Source organism: Stenotrophomonas sp. TWI809 (assembly GCF_039673205.1).
Classification (GTDB): domain Bacteria; phylum Pseudomonadota; class Gammaproteobacteria; order Xanthomonadales; family Xanthomonadaceae; genus Stenotrophomonas.
The window spans coordinates 126,065-145,817 of sequence record NZ_JBDJLE010000010.1; the positions used below are offsets into that span (position 1 = coordinate 126,065).

Below are 19,753 nucleotides of genomic sequence, written 5' to 3' on the forward strand. Positions count from 1 at the left end.
CTCGATTCACCCGGCATTTGGTCGCCGTCGACGGTCTCCTCACCGGCGGCCCGCGATACTTGCGCGCCCCTCTCCGGGGGTAAGCAGGAACCACGCTCCATGTTGTTGTCCAAGCACCATCCCGAACCGCGCGTGCTGTTGATCGAAGACACCGAAGACACCCGCGAACTGAGCCGCATGGCGCTGGAAAGCCAGGCCTGCGAAGTCGTGGCGGTCAGTTCCGCCGAAGCCGCGCTGGGCCTGCTGCAGGCCGGCGAGCGCTTCGATCTGGTGTTCACCGATGTCTGCCTGGGCGCGGTGAGTGGCATCGAGGCGGCGCATCGGGTCAAGCAGGAACAGCCCGGGCTGCCGGTGCTGGTCACCTCGGGCCTGGAGCCCTCCGTGGTGCTGCCTCAGCTCGGCCCGGGCATGCATTTCCTGCCCAAGCCTTACAGCATGAGCGAGCTGCTCGACGCGATCCGTGCCTGCTTCCAGCACCCGCTGGCGGCCTGCGCCTGAGGCGAGTCACCTGCGGCGCCCGGCGGCCGTCCGGGCGCGCAGCGCGGTGATCTTCATCCGGATTTCATGTCCGCGTGGCCATCGTCGTTGCCGGGAACGGGGGTCTCCCGCTTCCCATACGATGCGACGCGCTCCTTTTCCCTTCCGGAATCGACGACATGCTCTTCCGTATGCTGCTGGCCACGCCCCTGCTGTTGATGCTGCCGTTGGGAGACGCGCGCGCGGATGACTTCGTCACCTGCGAGAGCCGCGACAACCGCTATCAATCCTGCGCCCTGCCCCGCGCGGGCTACGTCACCCTGGACCGCAAACTGTCCGGTGCAGACTGCCGCCAGGGCCGCAACTGGGACTACGACCGCCGCGAGGTGTGGGTCGACGATGGCTGCCGCGCCTCGTTCCGGGTGCACGGCGGCAGCGACCGCGATGACCGCCGTGACGATGACAACCACGACGCCAAAGTCGCCGCCGGCGTGTTGATCGGCGCGGCGATTCTCGGCGCGTTGGCCCACAACGCCAACAAGGATGACGCGCGCTACGACGACGAAAACTACCAGGGCGCCCGCCACACGTCCTATGTGCCCGACTGGATGATCGGCGAGTTCGAGGGCTACAACCCGACCTTCAACGCCGACATCCGCATGCGCATCGACAGCGACGGCCGCATGAGCGCACAGACGCGTGGGCAGTCGCTGAACGGCTGGGTCAATGGCGGCCAGCTCAACGTCGGCAGCAGCGTGTTCGACATCAGCCAGAGCCGCGACGGCTTCGTCACCACCGAAGTGGGCGACCGGCAGAACGAGGTGCGCTACCGCCGCGTGCGCTGAGCAACGCGGCGGCGCCCGCCCCTACCTGGCAACCTGGCACTGCAGCGTGGTGCCGTAGAACTCCAGCGTGGTCTGGTCGTTGTGGGTCCGCAGGTCCACGCCTTCGCGCCCCCAGCGACCGCCGTTGTTTTCCTCGCGGGTGACCGGCACCGGGAACACGATGGCTTGGTCATTGCCCCAGCTGATCACGGCCGCAGTGGGATCGATGTCGTTGTAGAACACCGCCGTCACCGGCTTGCTGTTGTCATCGCAGCGGTACTCGACCTTGGCCGGCACCTGGATGCCGCCGGCGTTGAGGGTCAGCTCGACCAGACGCGTCTGGTAGGACTCCACCAGGCAACGGTGCGGGTCCACCGCGCGCGAACAGGCATCGCGACCCTTGATCCAGCCACGCTGCTCGGCCGCGATGTCCAGCTCGTCCGGGCTGGTCTGCACGCGCTTGTAGAGCGCGGCCAGCTGGCGGTCCAGCGCGGCCAGGCGGGCGTCGCCACACACCTGCTGCTCGGCCTCGGACTGCGCCTTGGCGCAATCGAACGACGGCGGCTGCAGGGTCGGGCTGGCGGTTGCGGTGGGCGCGCTGGCAGCGGGGGCCGACGTGGCCGGCGCGGCAGGCTCTGCCGGAGTCGCGGTATCGGACGGCGCCGGCTTGGAACAGGCCGCGAGCGCAAGCGCCCCCACACCCAGCAGGACGAAACGGTTCATGGCACCTCCAACAACGATCAACGAATGACTGGCTATTGTGCCCCCGTAAGCGATTCTGCGGTGTGCACAGGCAGACCACTCATGGCCCACGCCTGCATCTCCCAACCGCCATTCGAGGACAACCGATTGCCGGGCACCCGCAGGATGCCCCGGCGACGCATGCTGCGCACCGGGTTGCCGCCCTGCCCCGGGTCACCTACGCTCCATGCCCGAATCGATCCAAGGACCATGCCCCGGATGAGTGGCAGCCCGTTTTCTTCTCTCACGCGACGACTGGCATGGCCGGCGCGTGCGTCTGCACCGACACCGCTGGGCGCGGCCCTCCTCGTGATCTTGCTGGTCCCCTCACCCGCACGTGCCGATGACATACCGCCGCAGTTCATGGCGCAGTACGAAGCCACGCGCGACTACCTGCAACTGCTGCAGCAAGCCGACGCCGACAACGCACCGGAGCAGCTCGACAGCCCACGCGCCATGCAGCTGCTGGCGGCGGTGACCAACACGACCGACGTCCTGGCGCCGGACTACGCGACGGCGGACCTGAGTCTGCTGACCAACGCGTGTCAGTACGGCGTAACGCTGTCCACCCGGTTGATGCAGTTCGGGATGGGTGCGATGCCAGCCGCCGTGCTCCTCCATTCCGGCGAGCAGGCCCGCCAAGGCAACCGCAACGCCGAGCGCTTCCAGGCACAGCTGGGCCTGCTGCTACCGTACCTGCTGCAGTGCGGCGCACGGATGCAGCCACTGGTGGATACGTGGCTGACCGTTGCAACGCCCGCAGAGCTCGCCGGTTTGGGACCGGGCGGCACCGACACCCTTCGCCGCAATGCGCAACGCCAGTACCTGGAGATGCTGGAGGTGATGCGTGCCCAGCCGGCGGGCAGCACGCTGAAGCGGACCCTGGTCCGTGCGCTGGCAGAGACGGCGGCGCCTTACGCGCAGATGCTGCAGCTCGAGCAACGGCAGCCAGTGCGTGACGCGTTGAAAGACGCGCTGGAACAGGTGGGCCCAAGCGACGTTCCGCTCCTGCAGCAGGCCATTGCCGGGTTCAGCAGCGACCATTGCGGGACACTCTGCCAATCCTGATACATCGACGGCCGCAGCCTCCAACTCGGCGCCTGGGATGAAGGCACGTTGTGGACCAGCAGCGCCGTGGGTGGTCCCGCCCACGCGGTGTAGCACTTGGTCATGAGACTACCCTGACCCGATGCTCATCCCAGTGCGACCCTCGCGTAACAGCTGCAGGTCCACGCTGGGGTTGCGACATCACGTCGCCTTGGAGTCACACCCTGTCCAACATGCAGAACAACGAAAACAACGTCAAGAATGCTGCTGCTGCACAGAAAGGCCCGCAGTCCGAACAGGACCGCAAGGACGCGCAGGCCAAGCAGCAGAAGCAGGAACAGGACACCAAGAACGCCCCTGACGCAGGCAACAAGCCGCAGCAGAAGTAATTCGTCTGCCGCATGGTGGGGCTGCGCATCCGCGCAGCCCTCACATGCAGACGGCGACCACGTACAGTCGGCGCCCTCTGGCATCCTTCAACTTCCAGCGTCCTTCAATCGCTTGCATCCTTCACTACGAACTTCACTACGAAGCTCATTCGCGACGCTGGGCATGCGCGTGCTTCCTGGACGGTGTAGGTGACGGTGTGGGTGACTATGCATCCCGGCCCCGCAGGTCATCTACCTCCTGGCGCATGTCGTCCCAACCGAGCCGCGTCTCCAGCAGCATGCCGTTGAGCGTTCGTCGCGCATGTGCCGTCAGTGCGCCATCGCGCGCGGCAACTTCGAGTGCCCTCACCAGACGCGCTTCAGCTGCCTGGCTCTCACTGGCGTACTGGATGCCCGCATCCCCGAGTACGGTGCCCAACCTGCCGAAGCCGCCACGGAGGCTGCCGGCCAGGGTACGGTGGCGGGCGGGCTGACCGCCGGCGTCGCGCACCAGCCGCGTGACCCCATCGATGACCTGCATTTTCGCTGCGGCCATCCGCATCATCAGCGCGTTCAACTGCGGATCCTGCGTCCCGTCGTCGGCGACGGCTCTGGCGTAGATGTCGTGGCCGTCGCGCGCGATGCCGATGATCTGGTTGAGTTCGCGTATCGCGTGGCCGGATTGGACGGTACTCATCACACCGCTCCGTGGGATCGTGGCCCACTGTGGCCGGGTATGGCCTGATCGTGCGCGCGTCGTAGGGACGGTGGCGTGATGCGACTCCGGGACTTCCGGGGAACACGCGCATTGGCTACGATCGACCGGAGTCGATCGCACACACGATCCCGTCACCCTTGCCCCGTGCGGCACTGCGCCGGGTCGCAAGGAGGCTATATGGCAGGGATGAGAGGGATCGTGATCACGCTGGCGATGCTGGCCATGGCATCGCCGGAAGCATGCCGTGCCACACCGGCATTCGATCGAAGCGGCTGGCAGGCCGACCACGCGGCACTCAAGCAGATCCTGGCGCACGATTACGCGCACCTGGCCTGGGTCGCCTCGCCTCAGGGCGGCGTGGATCTACCCGCGCTGGATGCCTCCGCGCAGCGCGCACTGGCCGAAGCGCATACCGATGCGCAGGCGGCCCAGGCCCTTCGCACCTTCCTGGCCGGCTTCCATGACGGCCACCTCAGCCTGCTCGACCCGCTTGAACAGGCCCCCAGCTCCCCGGCGCCCGCTGCTGTGGACCCACGGGCCCTGGGCGCTGGCGCAGGCTGCGCATTGCTTGGCGTATCCGACGAGGGTCGCCACGAATTCAGCCTGCCGCTGGACACGCTGCCGGGTTACCACCCCTTGAACGATGTGGCCGACCCCATGCTGCGCGCCGGCACGCTGTCCTTGCCGGACGGGCACACGATCGGCCTGCTGCGGTTGCACGAGTTCGATGCGCTGCGCTATCCAGGCGTGTGCCACGCGCTGTGGCCACAGCTGCGGCAGGCCGACGCCACCGCGGAGATGCGCGGCACAGTGGGCCGCAGTTGGGTCGCTGCGATTGCCGCCAGCCTGCGGCGCTTCCAGCAGGACGGCGTGGACGCGGTACTGGTGGATGTGGGTGACAACCCGGGCGGTGACGACAGCGGCGACACCCTCGCGCGCCTGTTTACTTCGCAGCCGGTGGCCTCCGCCGTCCTGGAGGTCAGCCAGTCGGCGGCGGGCAAACCGTATCTGGACGAGCAGTACGAACGGCTCGACGACGCGCTGCGTCATCACCACCCCAACGCGGCCGCCCGCCGGCTGTTGAGCACGCAGCGCGCCGCCTTCCAGGCATCGCGGCAGGCGGTGGCCATGCCGCCCTGCGATCTGTCCTGGGCCTGGCACACGCAGCAGGCATGGGACGCCGCACCGTGCCGGCGCCTGGTCGCGGCGGGTACGTCCGGCGGTCCGCTGCCGAACCCTGCCGTGGACACCCTCGATGATTTCCTGATCGCCCACCGCCTGGACTGGGCACAGGATCTGCGCGGGCACTGGGGCGCATGGAATGGCCCGGTGTATGTGTTGACCAACGGAAAGACCGCGTCCTCGGCCGAAATGTTTGCCGCGCGCATGCAGGACAACCACATCGCCCGCATCGTCGGTACGCACAGCGGCGGCTATGGCTGTGGCTTCATGAGTGCAGACGCGCCGCCTGAACTCCCCCATTCGCACCTGCGCGTGCGCGTACCGAACTGCGTACGCCTGCGTGCCGACGGCAGCGACGAAGTTGCCGGCATCACCCCGGACCTGCCCGTCGTTCCGCGCAGCGGAGAAAGCGCCCGGGCACGGGCGCAGCGCGTGGTGGATACGCTCGCCAGCGACATCGGGATGCATTGAGCCCGGCCCCGGCGGCGCAGGGGTCACCCCTGGTGGGCCGCTACACTACGCACGCTGCAGGATCCGCAGCGTCTGGCACCGCCCGCCTCATGGAACGACGTTACTTCGCCACGCTGCTCGCCTTGATTCTCCATCAGATCGATGCCGCCTTCTGGCGTGAGTGGGAGATGTTCCTGCTGCCGGGTGGCGTGCAGGGCTTCCTGGTGTTCAATCTGATCGCCGTGGGCGTGGTGGTGCTCGGCTACCGCCATGTGGTGCTGCAGACCGGCAAGGCACGCGGTTTCGCGAGGCTCTGCGCGGCACTGGGCCTGGCCACCTTCATCATCCACCTCGGCTTCGCGCTGTATGGCCATCGCGCATTTCATCTGCCGGTGTCGATGGCGATCATTCTTGCCTGCCTGGTGTCGGCCTTGTGCCTGCTGCGCTCGCTGCGCAGTGCACCGCGGGCACGCGCGAGCGCTTGATCCGCATCGCGGCCGGGCATGCCCGTCGCCGCGGAATCCCGCGCGATGTCACTAGCGGCAGCGCCCCTTGCAGGCCGTTGCTGGCCCGTCATCCCTGCGCCGATACCAACGCCATCCGTGCTGCACCCCGGTCGCCACCCCAGCACCCCGGCAAAGGAAGCGGGGCCTGCAGCAGCGCCAACAGCAGCGTCATCGCGTCGGTCCGTGTCGACCGGGCGGCGGCGTTGCCGCCTGCGAAATGGCCACGTGCCGTGCTCAAGGTCAGTGCGGACAGCGTGCGCGCGTACGCGACGAACGGACATCAACCACTGCCTCAACGTGGGCCGGGGATCTTCGCGACGTGTTGCCCGATGCAGACAGCTGCTGCCTCGGCCGGCGGTTTCGGACACGCCCATTTCCGCGAATGAAAAAGGCGACCTCGCCGTCGCCTTAATCATGGATGCAATGGTGGGCCGTGATGGATTCGAACCATCGACCAAAAGATTAAAAGTCTAGTCCCAAGGCATGCCAAAACAAGCACATGCATCATTCTGAATTACGGACGCCGCTTGCGAAACCGCTGGATCGCAGCGCTGGGACTCGGCCAATTATGGACCTCCAGGGGCGCAGAAACCGCATCATTCGGCAACCTTCTCCCACCACTTCGACCGTCCCCTGCCCTTGCGCCTGGCCGACTCCTTCAACGAGGCAGCCGGATTTTCCTCTGGGGTTCAGGTGTCGCGCACCAGCAGCTGGCCGTGGTTCGGCCTCAGCTTGGTGGGATTCGGACGGTCGGCCAGGTCGGGCTTGTCTGGGGTGTCCATGCCCGCAGGACAAGCCGAGGCGTCTCAGAGGGTGCGACGGTGCCAGCGGGGCGCTGATCAGGCGCCCCAGCAGCGGGGCTGAGCTGCCTGCGGCTCCCGAATCCGGCGAACACAGATTTCCTACGTGGGACGCCCGGAGGTACAAGGCGAGTCCGGCTTGGTGTGGGGATCGGACGGCCGACCCGTCAACCTGCAGGCCGCACGAAGGCCCTGGCGAGCGGCAGGGGGTATGGCTCAGCCACTTGCGACCGATTCGTCCAGCTCCCAACTCAAAACGCTAACACACTAGGCTTCCCCCAGCTGGTCCGCGACCTAATGTCGGCCCCAGAGAGCTACAACCTATTTGCGGTCACGTAATTCTTCCCCAAACATGCATTTGGGGCGACTCTGTCAGCGCGCGACCAGGCGCGCAACTCCGCACGACTTACCGCCTTGCCCACTGAATCCATAGCGCACTACCAGGTCCGCAACCCTCATACAGGAGCACTCCGAGCATGCAAGGAAACTACATTCTTGAGCAATTCATCCTTGGACCTCACACTAAGATTTCAATCTCGAAGAATAGATATGACGCGCTGGCATCTGCCCGCAATACTCTGGTGGATGGCTTGGCCTTTGAACAACGGTACGAACTACTTCTAGGGAATTTCACGACATTAGAACTGGCACTCACAGAGATCTGTTTGCAGATAAAGATCATGCCTGAGCACGAGTACCAGAAGTCCTCGATACTGCTTGAGACAGCAAATCGCCACATGGTGAACCTTCTCACTTCCTTACGCGCTTACGCTGACCAAGTGGTTCAGGACTTCAGACATCTTCCACTTGAGACCTCCTTTGAAGAAGTTGCGAAGGTGCAGTTAAGTGATGCCTACGATCGAAGCCCTGACTACAGAATGATGTGCGCCTTGCGAAATCATGTGCAACACAAAGGCGCCGCGGTTCATGGGTACTCGTCTAATGATGCTGGCATTAGCGAGAGCGAATCATGGGCGACCAGGACGCAGTTCACCCTAAAGAAAGCAGCACTTCAAATGGATAAGAACTTCAAAAAGTCCGCCCTCCTGGGCCAGCCTGAGAAGATTGACATCCGTCGAATTGCGCGTGGAAGCGTCAGAGAAATCGGATCAGTTCACATCGCAACAAGGAGAACCATTGCGCCACTCATAGAAGCCGCTCGCACACTAATCGACGACGCGATCAACGAGTACAAAGAAGCAGGCAACGACTCTGCGATAGGACTTGGGATACGCCAGGACGGTGTAGAAGATTCAAAAATTCACCTTCTGCTTGACTGGGATGATGTACGCGTCCGCCTCGCGCAGAAGAACAGAGCCCCTCCCATGTTGTGGCCCAAGCGCCACCATGGCGAACCATCCACATCGGAAGTACTTCACCAAAGAGATTTAGCAGGGCTCACGCAAGCTCAAGCGGCAGCGTTGATATTCGTCTCAGAGCAACGGTGGGCTGACTATGAGACGGGACTTCCTATGCCGAAAGGCCTCTTCCTCCTATTTCAACTCCGGACCGGCAACCATCCCACGCACTCTCTTGCCGAAATCAGCTTGGAGGAGGAGTGATAGCCAACACCGAGTCGGAACTGTCCAATGGGCCTGCGACCAGTACCACGACAGCCCCAAGTTTAAGAATCTCGCCAAAGGAACCCGCGACGACTACAGCCAAGCCCGCGATGTGATACTCAGCTTTCCGACCTCCCTGGGCGTCAAGTTCGGGCAGCTGCAGGTGGCGCGACTCCGTCATTCCAACTTCCAGCGCCTTGTCGATCGCATCGAGGCTGACGGCACGCCGACAAAAGCGAACAAGGTGCTGCGTTACCCGCGCGTAGGGTTTCGTTGGGCGCTGAACAGGGGTCTTATTCCACACAACCCAGCACAAGGCCTTGAATCCGCACAGGAGAGAAAACGGCAGAGGCTACCGACGGATGCCGCTTATGACGCACTCTTGGCCTTCGCTCGCGAGCGGGGAACACGCGGCTCGCACACTGAGGGCTCCGTCCCGCCCTATCTATGGATCGTGATGGAGATCGGCTACCTGTGCAGGCTGCGCGGCGTCGAGACAATCACCCTGACCGACGCACACGCGCATGAAGAAGGCCTGCATACCAATCGACGGAAACGTAGTCGTGACAGCCCGGTCGAATGGTCGCCGCGCCTTAGGGCGACCTGGGAGGCGGCGATAGCGCTGCGCCAAACGGTTGTCGATCGCCACGCGCTGCCTGTGCAACTTCGCGCAGAGCACCGCGTCTTGATCCTTGCGCAACATGGCGAGCCCGTCCAGAAGTCCAGCCTGGATAGTGCATGGCAGCGATTCATTCAGTTGGCGCTTCGGGAGGGCGTCATTCGGGAAGATCAGCGCTTCGGCATCCACGACCTGAAGCGAAAGGGCGGCACTGACACGGAAGGTAATCGTGCTGAAAGGCAAGATGCCTTGGGCGTAAGCGACGCGATGATGAAGGTCTATGACAAAAGCGTGCCCCATGTAAGACCATCAGGCAAAACTACGTCCTAATCGTCCGCACTATCATGGGCCGCACAGAGGGGGGAGTATTAGAGACCATGGGCTTCGTCGGCCCCTCTGCCGTAACAAATTCTTGAGCCCCTGCCTTCGCTGCCGCACTTAGGTGATAGGCATCCACCAGCGCGAGACCGACGCTTTCCATTCGAAGCGTAAATGCCGCCTGCTGCTCTTCCTCGTCGCAATATACCCTCGTGGCAAAGTCCAGGTATTGGCGGTAAAACTCGACTTGGTCTGGATAGCCGTTTCGCATCGGGCTAGGAAGAACTTCGTGCTCGACGAGGGCAGTGAAAACGTACTCTACGTCAGGGCGATCAAGCTCTTCCATCGCTTGGATAGCGATTTCATCTTCCGCTGCCTGTGCCGCAAGTATCAAGACGCAGGAGTCAACATAGACGCGCGGCCTAGCGCTCATATTTCGCCCCGCTGCTCCCTAATTTCAGCAAGAAGCGAGGATGCAGGTCGCGCACCGCCAGCCTGAAGAATTTTCTTCCTAAGCTCGTGCAGCGACTTACCCATTGCTGTCTTGGGAACGAAAGCCCTTACCGCGCCCGGCGAGAACCTCTTTGTCTGCACCGTCTGCGAGCTGGCGGCAGTCCTCCACCCCAGCTGACCGGAAGAAGACGCCTGGTCTACGCTGATCGCGTGCGGCCCTCCAGAGAGCGCCAAAAACAGCGCGGGAATTGCAAAGGGCGCCGTGCCCCTCAACCCCGCGAGCGATACATAGCTTCCATTCATCAGTCGTACTCCGGCCTAAGAGAATTTAGGGTGTCTTCATTGATCATGCTGAAGAAGACCTCCTTGCTCACCGTGTGAAGCCTATCCAAGTGCTCTGCGGCCCGATTCCAAAAGTCCTCTGGACCGTCAATGATGGTATCAGTGTCTACCACCAATCCAGATCGACCGTCGCCTAGCGAGGCAGGTGAGGCAATCGTGTTGATGACTCTGACACCGTCCACTTTGCGATCGGCCCGGATCTCGACGGCATCAAACGTTGAAACGCCACCCAAACTCAATTCCGCTCGCAATTGACCAAACTGCCCCGTTTGGATGAGGTCTGTGTATCGCACTGAAACACGCGAGACCAGCTCAACAAGTTTCTTTTCGCGGCTCAGGTTGAAGACGTTCAACGCCGCCTCACGGAAAACAGCCCAACCGGGGTACGGATCCGGCATCGCCACGGCGAGGACGCGCGGCCCCACTGACACAAATATACGACCAACTCGCACACGAACGTGAGGCTGCTCTGCGAGGTCTCCTATTTCAATTCCTGCCGGAACGTGGCCAGCGGGCAGTTTGAGGACCTCGTCAACTGGACCCAGTCGATCCATCAGCAGACCCGGCAACAGGCCAACGATGTCAAAGCTGGACTTCTCGAAGCGGATTTCGCAAATCGCGTCAACGACTGGCTCTGCCCCCAACCTTCTCGGCAGTACCTTATCCACGTTGATCTCCACAGTTCAGTGGCCGAAGCATACCGAAAGGTATGACAAGAATGCAGCAAAATGCGCCCCAATTACGGAGCAAATTACGGAGAGCAGTAGGGAGCGGTGGAAAGCACGCTCTAAGGTATTGATTGCAATGGTGGGCCGTGATGGATTCGAACCATCGACCAAAAGATTAAAAGTCTTCTGCTCTACCAACTGAGCTAACGGCCCATTGCATCCCCGACGTGACGCCGGGGGTGCGCATTCTAACGCATCTTCGCGCTCATGCGTACCCGTCCCGCATCACACGTAGTGGGTCGGGTCCGGCACGCCGGCATCGGTGAAGCCCTGCGCGCGCAGGCGGCAGGCATCGCAGTGCCCGCAGGCGCGGCCCTGGTCGTCGGCGTTGTAGCAGGACACGGTCAGGCCGAAGTCCACGCCCAGGCGAACGCCTTCACGCACGATATCGGCCTTGCTCAGGAACTGCAGCGGCGCGTGGACCTGGATGCCCGCACCTTCCACGCCCGCCTTGGTGGCCAGGTTGGCCAGCGTCTGGAAGGCCTGGATGAATTCGGGGCGGCAATCCGGGTAACCGGAATAATCCACCGCGTTGACGCCGCAGAAGATGTCGTTGGCGCCCAGCACCTCGGCCCAGCCGAGTGCGACGGACAGCATGATGGTATTGCGCGCCGGCACGTAGGTGACCGGGATTCCCTCCCCGCCCGCTTCAGGAACGTCGATGTCATCGGTCAGGGCCGAGCCGCCGATGCTGCGCAGGTCGACATTGACGGTCTTGTGGGCGACCGCGCCCAGCGCGCTGGCGACGGCGGCGGCGGCGTCGAGTTCGGAGGTGTGGCGCTGGCCGTAGCGCACGCTCAGGGCGTGGACGGCAAAACCCTGCTCGCGGGCGATGGCAACGACGGCGGCGGAGTCCATGCCGCCGGACAGAAGGACGACTGCTTTTTTCATGGGGGTGTTTCCGGTGGTTTGCGGGGAACCAGCACGCTGTCCCGCGCCGGACGTCTTTACTGATGGTGAGGCCTGGTCGATGGCAAGCGCAGCGCCGTAGCGCTGCAGCCGCCGTTACCTCCCGGGTTCGTCATTCCACAACAGCTTGTGCAGCTGCATCTGGAATCGCACCGGCAGCCGATCAGCCACGATCCAGTCGGCCAGCTCGCGCGGGCTGACCTCGCTCTTGCTCGGCGAGAACAGCACCATGCTGCGCTCGTTGAGGCGATGCTCGCGGACCATGCCGCGGGCCCATTCGTAATCCTCACGGCTGCACAGGACGAACTTGATCTGGTCGCGCTTGGTCAGCAGCGGCAGGTTCTCCAGGCGGTTGCGGGCCATTTCGCCGGAGCCGGGGGTTTTCAGGTCGACCACGCGCGACACGCGCGGATCGACGGCGCTGACATCCAGCGCACCCGAGGTTTCCAGCGAGACGTCCAGGCCGGCATCGCAGAGCTTCTCCAGCAGCATCAGGCAGCGCTTCTGCGCGAGCGGCTCGCCACCGGTCACGCAGACGTGGTGAACGCCTTGGGCGAGCACCTCGTCCACGATCGCGTCGATGTCCCACCAGGTGCCGCCATGGAAGGCGTAGGCGGTATCGCAATAGGTGCAGCGCAACGGGCAGCCGGTCAGGCGCACGAACACGGTCGGCCAGCCGGCGGTATCGGCTTCGCCCTGCAGGGACAGGAAGATCTCGGTGATCTTCAGTCGCGGCAGCGGGGACTGCACGATCTCACTGGGGAGTGCGGCAGCAGCGGACAGGGTCGTGGTCATGGCGGTGATTCTTGGCGGACGGCTTCGGAAACGACAACAGCCGGGCATGGCCCGGCACGGAGGACCGGGCAGCGCCCGGTTGGCAATCCATCATTATACCGGGCCCGTCCGCAACAGCGGCCCGGGGCGGGTTCAGCGGATCTGTTGACCCAGCCGGATCGACTGCAGACGGTCCTGCGCGGTGCGCGCGGCGTCGGAGCCGGGATACGTGGACACGACCTGTTCGAGGGTCGCCTGGGCCTGGTCGACCTTGCCTTCGCCATACTGGGAAAGGCCGATCTTGAGCAGGCCACCGGACGCCTTGTCATGGGTCGGGTAGCGCGAGATGAGGTCGCGGAACTGCGCCTCAGCCAGCGGGAAATTACGGGTGGCGTAATAGCTTTCGCCCAACCAGTACAGCGCGTTGGGGGTATAGACGCCGTTGGGGTACAGCTCAAGGAAGCTCATGAACAGCTGCGCCGAGTCGTCGTACTTGCCGGCCTTGAGCGCATCGAAGGCGACATTGTAGGCGGTGCGTTCATCGCCACTGGCGGCCAGGCTGCCGGCATCGCCGTGCACGCTTGGCGGCCGCTCGGAAGCGGCCGTTGCCGGTTTCGGGGATGCAGCGGGGGCAGGCGCGGCTGCGGCCGGGGCGGCAGGAAGCACGGGGGCTCCACCTTCCAGGCGGTTCAGGCGGCTGTCCAGGTCCAGATACTGGTCCTTGGCGGACTGCTTGAGCTGGTCATTGTCGTGCTGCAGCTGCTCGACCTGCGACTGCAGGGCCTGCAACTGGGTACGCAGCTGATTCAGCTGATTGAGCATGTCCATGTTGGACTGGTTGTTGTTCGCCTGCTGCTCAAGCGCGCCGACGCGGTCGGCCAGACTCTGGCGCTGCGCATTGGCCGGTGCGGCAGCCACGAGGGCTGCCGCAACGATCATCGATAGAAATCGAAAGCGCATCTATTACTGAGCCGTGTACACGATCTCGACGCGACGGTTCTGCGACCAGCAGGACTCGCCCGACTCGGTGCAGACCGGACGCTCTTCACCGTAGGACACGACGGTCAGCTGCGAAGCCGAACCACCGTTGGCCTGCAGTGCCGAGGACACGCCGTTGCCACGACGCTCGCCCAGGGCCTGGTTGTAAGCGCGCGAACCGCGCTCATCGGTGTGGCCCTGCAGGGTCATGCGCGAGGACGGACGGTCACGCAGGTACTTGGCGTGGCACGCCATGATGGCCTGGAACTCCGGCTTGACGCTGTCCTGGTCCAGATCGAAGTAGACCACGCGCTGGCGCAGGCAGGAATCGGTATCCAGATCACCCGGACCGTACAGACCCGAGGTGGACGGGCCGGTCGGAGCGGTGGTGCTGCCGGTATCAACCGGGGCAGCCGGCACTTCCTTGACCTTCTTGGAACAACCGGCCAGGGCGGCCACGGACAACAGGGAGACAAGCAGAACGCGGGTGGTCTTGTTCATGGCGATACCTTTGAGGCTCCTAAAGCCGGATGAGGGATGAATACGGCGAAATCTTAACACTCTGTTAGCGCTTTGTACGGTATGGCGACCAAGAAGGCTCGCGAACATCACCGTCCGCCAGAACCAGCCGCTGGCGCACGCGCGCATCGGCCGAAACGGCGTACAACACTCCACGACCCCCCTCACGGGCGGCGTACAACACCATGCTCGCGTTGGGCGCGAAGCTCGGCGATTCATCCAGCGACCCTGGCGACAGCGTGTTCCAGCGGGCCGAGCCCGTGCTGCTGTCCATCATCGCGATCTTGTAGGTGTTGCCGCTGCCCTGGGCGACCACCAGCTTCTTGCCGTCGTAGGACAGGCTCGGGGTGGCGTTGTAGTTGCCCTGGAAGGTCACGCGCGACGCGCTGCCACCGCTGGAAGCCACCTGGTAGATCTGCGGGCGGCCGCCACGGTCGGAGGTGAAGTAGACGCTGCTGCCATCCGGGCTCCAGGTCGGCTCGGTATCGATGGCGAAGTGGTTGGTCAGCTGGGTCAGCTGCTTGCTGCCCAGGTCCATCACGTAGATTTCCGGGTTGCCGCTGCGCGACAGCGACAGGGCCAGGCGGCGGCCATCCGGCGAGAACGACGGGGCGCTGTTGATGCCGCGGAAGCTGGTGACCAGCTCACGGGCACCGCTGGAGATGTTCTGGATGTAGATCGCCGAGTTGCCGCGCTCGAAGCTCACATAGGCCAGCTTGTTGCCGTCCGGGCTCCAGCTCGGCGAGAGCAGCGGCTCGGCCGAGCGCACGATGGTCTGCGGGTTGAAGCCGTCCGAATCGGCCACCATCAGTGCATAACGCATGGCATCGCCCTTGCCGCTGGCGGTGACATAGGCAATGCGGGTCCAGAAGGCGCCGCGCACACCGGTGATCTTTTCATAGATGGCGTCGGCCATCTGGTGGGCGACATCGCGCATGGCGTTGCCACGGGCGGTCATCGCCAGGCCCAGCAGGCGCTCGCCCTTGGGCACGTCGTACAACTCGTACTCGACGCGGTAGGCGCCAGCGCCGGCGTCCATCACCCGGCCGACCACGATGTAGTTCTGCTTCAGCGCGCGCCAGGTGGCGAACTGGATCTCGCTGCCACGGGTCGGCTTTTCGACGATCTGGGCTTCCGGCAGATTGCGGAACTGGCCGGAACGGTCCAGGTCGGCACGCACCACGGCGGCCACATCGGTCTGCGGTGCACCGGCCGACCCCTGATACGGCATGGGGACGACGGTGATCGGCGTGGCGGAGGCATTGCCGCCAATGATGTCGATATCCAGCCCCTTCTGCTGCGCCATGGCAGCGAAGGGCAACAACAGGGCCGCAACAACGGCAAGCCAACGAGGCATTTTTTTCATGGAGCGCTCAATAGGGGGGAAACCAGAACGAGGGATAACAGGACCGCGGTGAACAGTTTCGCAATCATGAACCAAGGCCGTGTGAATTCCGAGTCACCGGGTGCACAAAACTCACACACCGTTAACCCCTCCAGGCGCCGCCGGCCTGCGCGGCGGCCGGTGGCGCGCGGCTGCCACGACCGCTGATCCGGCGGGATCAGCGGCCTGCCGGGTCAATCCTGGGCGGTGAACGTGAAGTTGATGGTGCGCGCGAACACCGATTCGAAGCCGCGGTACGGCAACGGCTGGGCATTCAACACGGCGGCCTCGATCGAACGGCGGCCTGCCTCGTCGAACGGGCAGCTGCCGCTGACCTTGGCCTGGATCACCTGCCCACCGGGAATCTGGGTGATCGAGACCTGGCAACGCTGGCCCAGCGGGACCGAATCCGGACGGGTCCACTGTGCCGAGACCTTCTGCTGGATGGCCGCCGCGTACTTGGCACTGAGATCGTCACTGGTGCCACCAGCACCGGCGGCCGGCTTGGCGGCACCGGTCGCCCCGGCGGTCGAGGCCGAGGCATTGGCCGCACGTGCGGCCGTGACCTGGCGCAGCTTCTGTTCGGCCAGCTTGGCTTCGTTCTCGGCCTGGGCCCGCTTGCGGCGGATTTCAGCGAGTTTCTTGTCGCGCTCGGCGTCGGCCTTGGCGTCGTTGGCCTTCTGTTCCTGCTCGGCCAGCTTCTTCTTCTCGGCTTCTTCCTGCTGCTTGGCCAGGCGCAGCTTCTGCTCGGCCTGTTCCTGGCGCTTGCGCTCGGTCAGGTCGATCTGTTCCTGGCGGCGCTTGGCTTCCTGCTCCTGCTTGGCCTTTTCCGCCGAGATCGCCAGCGCGTTGACCGCTTCCTGGTCGACCGTGTCGGGCTGGGCGATGCGCTCCTGCGCCTGCGACTGCTGCGGCGTCGGTGCGTCCTGCGGGCGCGGCTCGGGCAAGGGCTGCGGTGGCGGCACGGTGTCTTCCGGAATGGGCTCGGGCTCGGCGACCGGCTCGGGCAGGTCCGGCAGCGTTTCGGAGGCCCGCAGGGCCTGGCGGGCGGCCGAGGCTTCCGAGGCGGACAGCTGCAGGCTGGCCTCGATCGCCGGATCGCCGGCGGCCGCTTCGGTGGTGCGCTGCGGCGACCACAACCAGGCGGCGATGAAGATCAGGGCCAGCAGCAGGTGCACACCGAGCGCCAGCGCGATCGGCAGACCCCACTTCTCTTCAGGCTGACGCTGCGGTGGCAGGGCTTCAGCGTGCATCGGTCGCCAGGCCCACCTTTTCCACGTTGGCGCGCTTGATCACGTCCATGGCCGCGACCACCTTCTCATACGCCACAGCCTTGTCGGCGGCGACGATCACGCGCAGGTTCTTGTCCTGCGAAGAAAGCGCGGACAGCTGGGCCTGCAGCCGGGCCGCATCCATCGGTTCCGGATCCTTGGCCTCGGGCAGCTTCAGGCTGAGCTGGCCATCAAGGCGGACGGACACGATCACCGGATCCTGCTTGCTCTCCAGCGCCTTGGCCTGGGAGGTCGGCAGATCCACTTCAAAGCTCAGCGTGAGCAGCGGCGCGGTCACCATGAAGATGATGAGCAGCACCAGCATGACGTCGATGTACGGCACGACGTTGATTTCGGATTTGAGCTTTCGGCGCTTGCGGCGGCCAATGGCTGCGGTCATGGCAGGACTCCTGTGCTGGGCGCTTACTCGTCGCCCGCGGTCTGACGCTGCAGGATCGAGCTGAACTCTTCTGCGAAGGTTTCAAAGCGCACCGACATGCGCTCCACGCGGGTGGTGAAGCGGTTGTAGGCCCATACCGCCGGGATCGCCACGAACAGGCCGATCGCGGTGGCGAACAGGGCTTCGGAGATACCCGGGGCGACCGAGGCGATGCCGGCCTGTTCGCCGCTGTTGATCATGTCGTGCATGGTCACCATGATGCCGAACACGGTGCCGACCAGGCCCACGTACGGGGCGGTCGAGCCGATGTTGGCCAGCAGCTCCAGGCTGCGCTCCATCTGGTCCACTTCACGGGTGTAGGTGGTGCGCATGGCGCGCTGGGCGCCCTCAAGCTGGGCACGGCCATCCAGGCGACGCTTGTCGCGCAGGCGCGTGAACTCGCGGAAGCCCGATTCGAAGATCGCTTCCAGGCCGCCGACCTGGCGGTTGCGGTCGGTCGCCGAGCTGTACAGCTTGCCCAGGTCCGCACCGGACCAGAAGCGGCTTTCGAACTCGTCGGCGGCGCGGTTGGCGGCGTTGAACACGCGTGCCTTGCGGAAGATGATCACCCAGCTGATGAACGAGCCGGCCAACAGCAGCAGCACGATGATCTTCACCGGGATGCTGGCCTTGATCATCAGGTCCAGGTAATTGATGCCACCGCCATGCGCGGCTTGGGCGACAGTCTGCGCCGCGGCGCTGGTGACTTCCTGCGGCAGCGCTTCGGTCACCGTGGCCTGCAGGGCCAGGAGCATTGCGATCATCCGTTGTTCCTCAGTATGCGGATTCTGGAAATTCGAGGTGTTTCAGCGCGGCATGCAGTGCATCGTCCATGCCACGCGGTTTGAAGGTGGTTGCATCCAGCGCGGCGATCTTCACCTGCGCGGTCAGCAGTGTTTCCCCGCCCCGGCACACGGCCTGCGCGAATACCATGCTGGCGCGCTTGCACTGCACCAGCGTGGCGGTGACATCCAGCGCATCATCCAGGCGCGCCGGTTTGAGGAAATCCATGGTCATGCTGCGCACCGCGAACACCAGGCCGTGGTCGCAGCGCATCCGCTCCTGACCATACCCCAATGCGCGCATCCATTCCGTGCGCGCCCGTTCCATGAAGGCCACGTAGCGGGCGTGGTACACCACCCCGCCAGCGTCGGTATCTTCCCAGTAAATGCGTGTCGGCCAACTGAATCGGGGCTCAACCCGGGGCTCAACCGACATCCGGGACCTCCGCGAACAGGTCCGCCGGGGGGTTCTTCGGCTTCAGCCCCATGTGCCGGTAGGCCTTGTGCGTGCACATGCGCCCCCGCGCGGTGCGGATCAGGAAGCCCTGCTGGATCAGGTACGGCTCGACCACGTCTTCCAGCGTGCCACGTTCTTCGGACAGCGCCGCCGCCAGCGACTCGATGCCGACCGGGCCACCATCAAAGTAATCGACCATGGTCCGCAGCAGGCGCCGATCCAGCTCGTCGAAGCCCTCCGGATCGACCTTGAGCATCTGCATCGCGGCCTGGGCCACGTCCTGATCGATGTGGCCGGCCGCCTTCACCTGGGCGAAGTCGCGCACGCGGCGCAGCAGCCGGTTGGCGATACGCGGGGTGCCGCGCGAGCGCCGTGCGATCTCGGCCGCGCCTTCGGCGGTGCAGTCGATGTTGAGGATGCTGGCCGAACGCCGGACGATCTTCGTCAGCTCTTCCGGGGTGTAGAACTCCAGCCGGTGCACGATGCCGAAGCGGTCGCGCAGCGGCGCGGTCAGCAGGCCTGCCCGGGTGGTCGCACCAATCAGGGTGAACGGCGGCAGATCGATCTTGATCGAGCGGGCCGCAGGGCCCTCACCGATCATGATGTCGATCTGGAAATCTTCCATCGCCGGGTACAGCACTTCCTCCACGACCGGCGAAAGGCGGTGGATTTCATCGATGAACAGCACATCGTGCGGCTGCAGATTGGTCAGCAGCGCGGCCAGGTCACCGGCCTTTTCGATCACCGGGCCGGAGGTGACGCGCAGCGCGACCCCCAGCTCGTTGGCGATCACATGGCTCAGGGTGGTCTTGCCCAGTCCCGGCGGCCCGAAGATCAGCACGTGGTCGAGTGCGTCGCCACGGGCCTTGGTCGCCTCGATGTAGATCGACAGCTGCTCGCGCACTGGCGCCTGGCCGAGGTAATCGGCCATGCGCTTGGGGCGGATGCTGGCGTCGGTGCCCTCGTCTTCGCGGGTGGCACCGGCGGCGATAATGCGGTCGTCGGTCATCCCGCGATTATGCGGCAAAAAGGGGCGTGATCCGCGCCCCGGTAGTGCCGGCCGCTGGCCGGCTCCGCACGATGCAGGAGTCATGGGGAGCCGGCC

The 19,753-nt window shown here is 64.5% G+C and carries 22 protein-coding genes and 1 tRNA gene; 8 read left to right on the forward strand and 15 right to left on the reverse strand.

Features of this window, described 5'->3' with window-relative positions; translation table 11 throughout:
• Positions 1–99: 99 nt before the first annotated feature.
• Positions 100–498 carry a response regulator gene (locus tag ABE472_RS10095; RefSeq protein ID WP_313210441.1) on the forward strand — a complete coding sequence of 133 codons (399 nt, stop codon included), beginning with the start codon at positions 100–102 and terminating at the stop codon, positions 496–498.
• A 158-nt stretch (positions 499–656) separates the two neighbouring features.
• Complete coding sequence (locus ABE472_RS10100; RefSeq protein WP_346466116.1) at positions 657–1,322, forward strand: DUF3011 domain-containing protein; 666 nt, start codon at positions 657–659, stop codon at positions 1,320–1,322.
• 21 nt (positions 1,323–1,343) lie between these two features.
• Here ABE472_RS10100 and ABE472_RS10105 read toward each other — a convergent pair whose 3' ends face one another.
• On the reverse strand, positions 1,344–2,024 hold the full coding sequence (locus ABE472_RS10105; protein ID WP_346466117.1) for a lysozyme inhibitor LprI family protein: 681 nt from the start codon (positions 2,022–2,024) through the stop codon (positions 1,344–1,346).
• Positions 2,025–2,261: 237 nt separating this feature from the next.
• On the opposite strand from ABE472_RS10105, the gene ABE472_RS10110 reads away from it, so the two are divergent.
• Together ABE472_RS10110 and ABE472_RS10115 are read left to right on the forward strand one after the other, a co-directional pair.
• Positions 2,262–3,110 (forward strand): hypothetical protein, encoded by an 849-nt coding sequence (locus ABE472_RS10110; RefSeq protein ID WP_346466118.1) that lies wholly within the window; start codon positions 2,262–2,264, stop codon positions 3,108–3,110.
• A gap of 212 nt (positions 3,111–3,322) precedes the next feature.
• On the forward strand, positions 3,323–3,478 hold the full coding sequence (locus ABE472_RS10115) for a hypothetical protein (RefSeq protein ID WP_346466119.1): 156 nt from the start codon (positions 3,323–3,325) through the stop codon (positions 3,476–3,478).
• Between the two features lie 205 nt (positions 3,479–3,683).
• Here ABE472_RS10115 and ABE472_RS10120 read toward each other — a convergent pair whose 3' ends face one another.
• Positions 3,684–4,154, reverse strand: coding sequence for a DUF2383 domain-containing protein (locus ABE472_RS10120; protein WP_346463239.1), 471 nt, complete (start codon positions 4,152–4,154; stop codon positions 3,684–3,686).
• Positions 4,155–4,352: 198 nt separating this feature from the next.
• Here ABE472_RS10120 and ABE472_RS10125 point away from each other — a divergent pair, with 198 nt between their 5' ends.
• The 4 genes from ABE472_RS10125 to ABE472_RS10140 all read left to right on the forward strand — a co-directional run bounded on the left by ABE472_RS10125 (position 4,353) and on the right by ABE472_RS10140 (position 9,624).
• Positions 4,353–5,828 (forward strand): S41 family peptidase, encoded by a 1,476-nt coding sequence (locus tag ABE472_RS10125; protein ID WP_346466120.1) that lies wholly within the window; start codon positions 4,353–4,355, stop codon positions 5,826–5,828.
• 89 nt (positions 5,829–5,917) lie between these two features.
• Positions 5,918–6,292 (forward strand): DUF6713 family protein, encoded by a 375-nt coding sequence (locus ABE472_RS10130; RefSeq protein WP_346466121.1) that lies wholly within the window; start codon positions 5,918–5,920, stop codon positions 6,290–6,292.
• A 1,297-nt stretch (positions 6,293–7,589) separates the two neighbouring features.
• Positions 7,590–8,675 carry a hypothetical protein gene (locus tag ABE472_RS10135; protein ID WP_346466122.1) on the forward strand — a complete coding sequence of 362 codons (1,086 nt, stop codon included), beginning with the start codon at positions 7,590–7,592 and terminating at the stop codon, positions 8,673–8,675.
• Between the two features lie 112 nt (positions 8,676–8,787).
• Positions 8,788–9,624 (forward strand): integrase, encoded by an 837-nt coding sequence (locus ABE472_RS10140; RefSeq protein ID WP_346466123.1) that lies wholly within the window; start codon positions 8,788–8,790, stop codon positions 9,622–9,624.
• 417 nt (positions 9,625–10,041) lie between these two features.
• Here the strand turns inward: ABE472_RS10140 and ABE472_RS10145 are convergent, their stop codons facing one another.
• From ABE472_RS10145 to ruvB, 13 genes are all read right to left on the reverse strand, one after another.
• Positions 10,042–10,368: a hypothetical protein gene (locus ABE472_RS10145; protein ID WP_346466124.1), complete on the reverse strand. Its 327-nt coding sequence runs from the start codon at positions 10,366–10,368 to the stop codon at positions 10,042–10,044.
• On the reverse strand, positions 10,368–11,075 hold the full coding sequence (locus ABE472_RS10150) for a TIGR04255 family protein (protein WP_346466125.1): 708 nt from the start codon (positions 11,073–11,075) through the stop codon (positions 10,368–10,370). The genes ABE472_RS10145 and ABE472_RS10150 overlap by 1 nt, the downstream gene beginning before the upstream one ends.
• Before the next feature lie 137 nt (positions 11,076–11,212).
• Positions 11,213–11,288, reverse strand: a tRNA-Lys gene (locus tag ABE472_RS10155).
• Between the two features lie 72 nt (positions 11,289–11,360).
• A complete protein-coding gene (gene queC / locus ABE472_RS10160) occupies positions 11,361–12,026 on the reverse strand; it encodes a 7-cyano-7-deazaguanine synthase QueC (protein ID WP_121039125.1) in 666 nt (221 codons plus the stop codon).
• Between the two features lie 114 nt (positions 12,027–12,140).
• Positions 12,141–12,839 carry a 7-carboxy-7-deazaguanine synthase QueE gene (gene queE / locus ABE472_RS10165; RefSeq protein WP_346466126.1) on the reverse strand — a complete coding sequence of 233 codons (699 nt, stop codon included), beginning with the start codon at positions 12,837–12,839 and terminating at the stop codon, positions 12,141–12,143.
• 132 nt (positions 12,840–12,971) lie between these two features.
• Positions 12,972–13,778, reverse strand: coding sequence for a tol-pal system protein YbgF (gene ybgF / locus ABE472_RS10170; protein ID WP_313210423.1), 807 nt, complete (start codon positions 13,776–13,778; stop codon positions 12,972–12,974).
• 3 nt (positions 13,779–13,781) lie between these two features.
• Entirely contained in the window at positions 13,782–14,297 is a 516-nt protein-coding gene (pal, locus tag ABE472_RS10175; protein WP_121039134.1) for a peptidoglycan-associated lipoprotein Pal, read from the reverse strand.
• A gap of 64 nt (positions 14,298–14,361) precedes the next feature.
• Positions 14,362–15,681 (reverse strand): Tol-Pal system beta propeller repeat protein TolB, encoded by a 1,320-nt coding sequence (tolB, locus tag ABE472_RS10180; RefSeq protein ID WP_046272625.1) that lies wholly within the window; start codon positions 15,679–15,681, stop codon positions 14,362–14,364.
• A 212-nt stretch (positions 15,682–15,893) separates the two neighbouring features.
• Positions 15,894–16,952 carry a cell envelope integrity protein TolA gene (gene tolA, locus ABE472_RS10185; RefSeq protein WP_313210418.1) on the reverse strand — a complete coding sequence of 353 codons (1,059 nt, stop codon included), beginning with the start codon at positions 16,950–16,952 and terminating at the stop codon, positions 15,894–15,896.
• Positions 16,942–17,370, reverse strand: a complete 429-nt coding sequence (gene tolR, locus ABE472_RS10190; protein ID WP_019185220.1) for a protein TolR — start codon at positions 17,368–17,370, stop codon at positions 16,942–16,944. Before tolR ends, tolA begins: the two co-directional genes overlap by 11 nt.
• A gap of 23 nt (positions 17,371–17,393) precedes the next feature.
• Positions 17,394–18,173: a protein TolQ gene (tolQ, locus tag ABE472_RS10195; protein WP_346463210.1), complete on the reverse strand. Its 780-nt coding sequence runs from the start codon at positions 18,171–18,173 to the stop codon at positions 17,394–17,396.
• A gap of 10 nt (positions 18,174–18,183) precedes the next feature.
• Complete coding sequence (gene ybgC / locus ABE472_RS10200; RefSeq protein WP_313219724.1) at positions 18,184–18,627, reverse strand: tol-pal system-associated acyl-CoA thioesterase; 444 nt, start codon at positions 18,625–18,627, stop codon at positions 18,184–18,186.
• A complete protein-coding gene (ruvB, locus tag ABE472_RS10205; protein ID WP_121039149.1) occupies positions 18,617–19,657 on the reverse strand; it encodes a Holliday junction branch migration DNA helicase RuvB in 1,041 nt (346 codons plus the stop codon). The genes ybgC and ruvB overlap by 11 nt, the downstream gene beginning before the upstream one ends.
• Between the last annotated feature and the right edge of the window lie 96 nt (positions 19,658–19,753).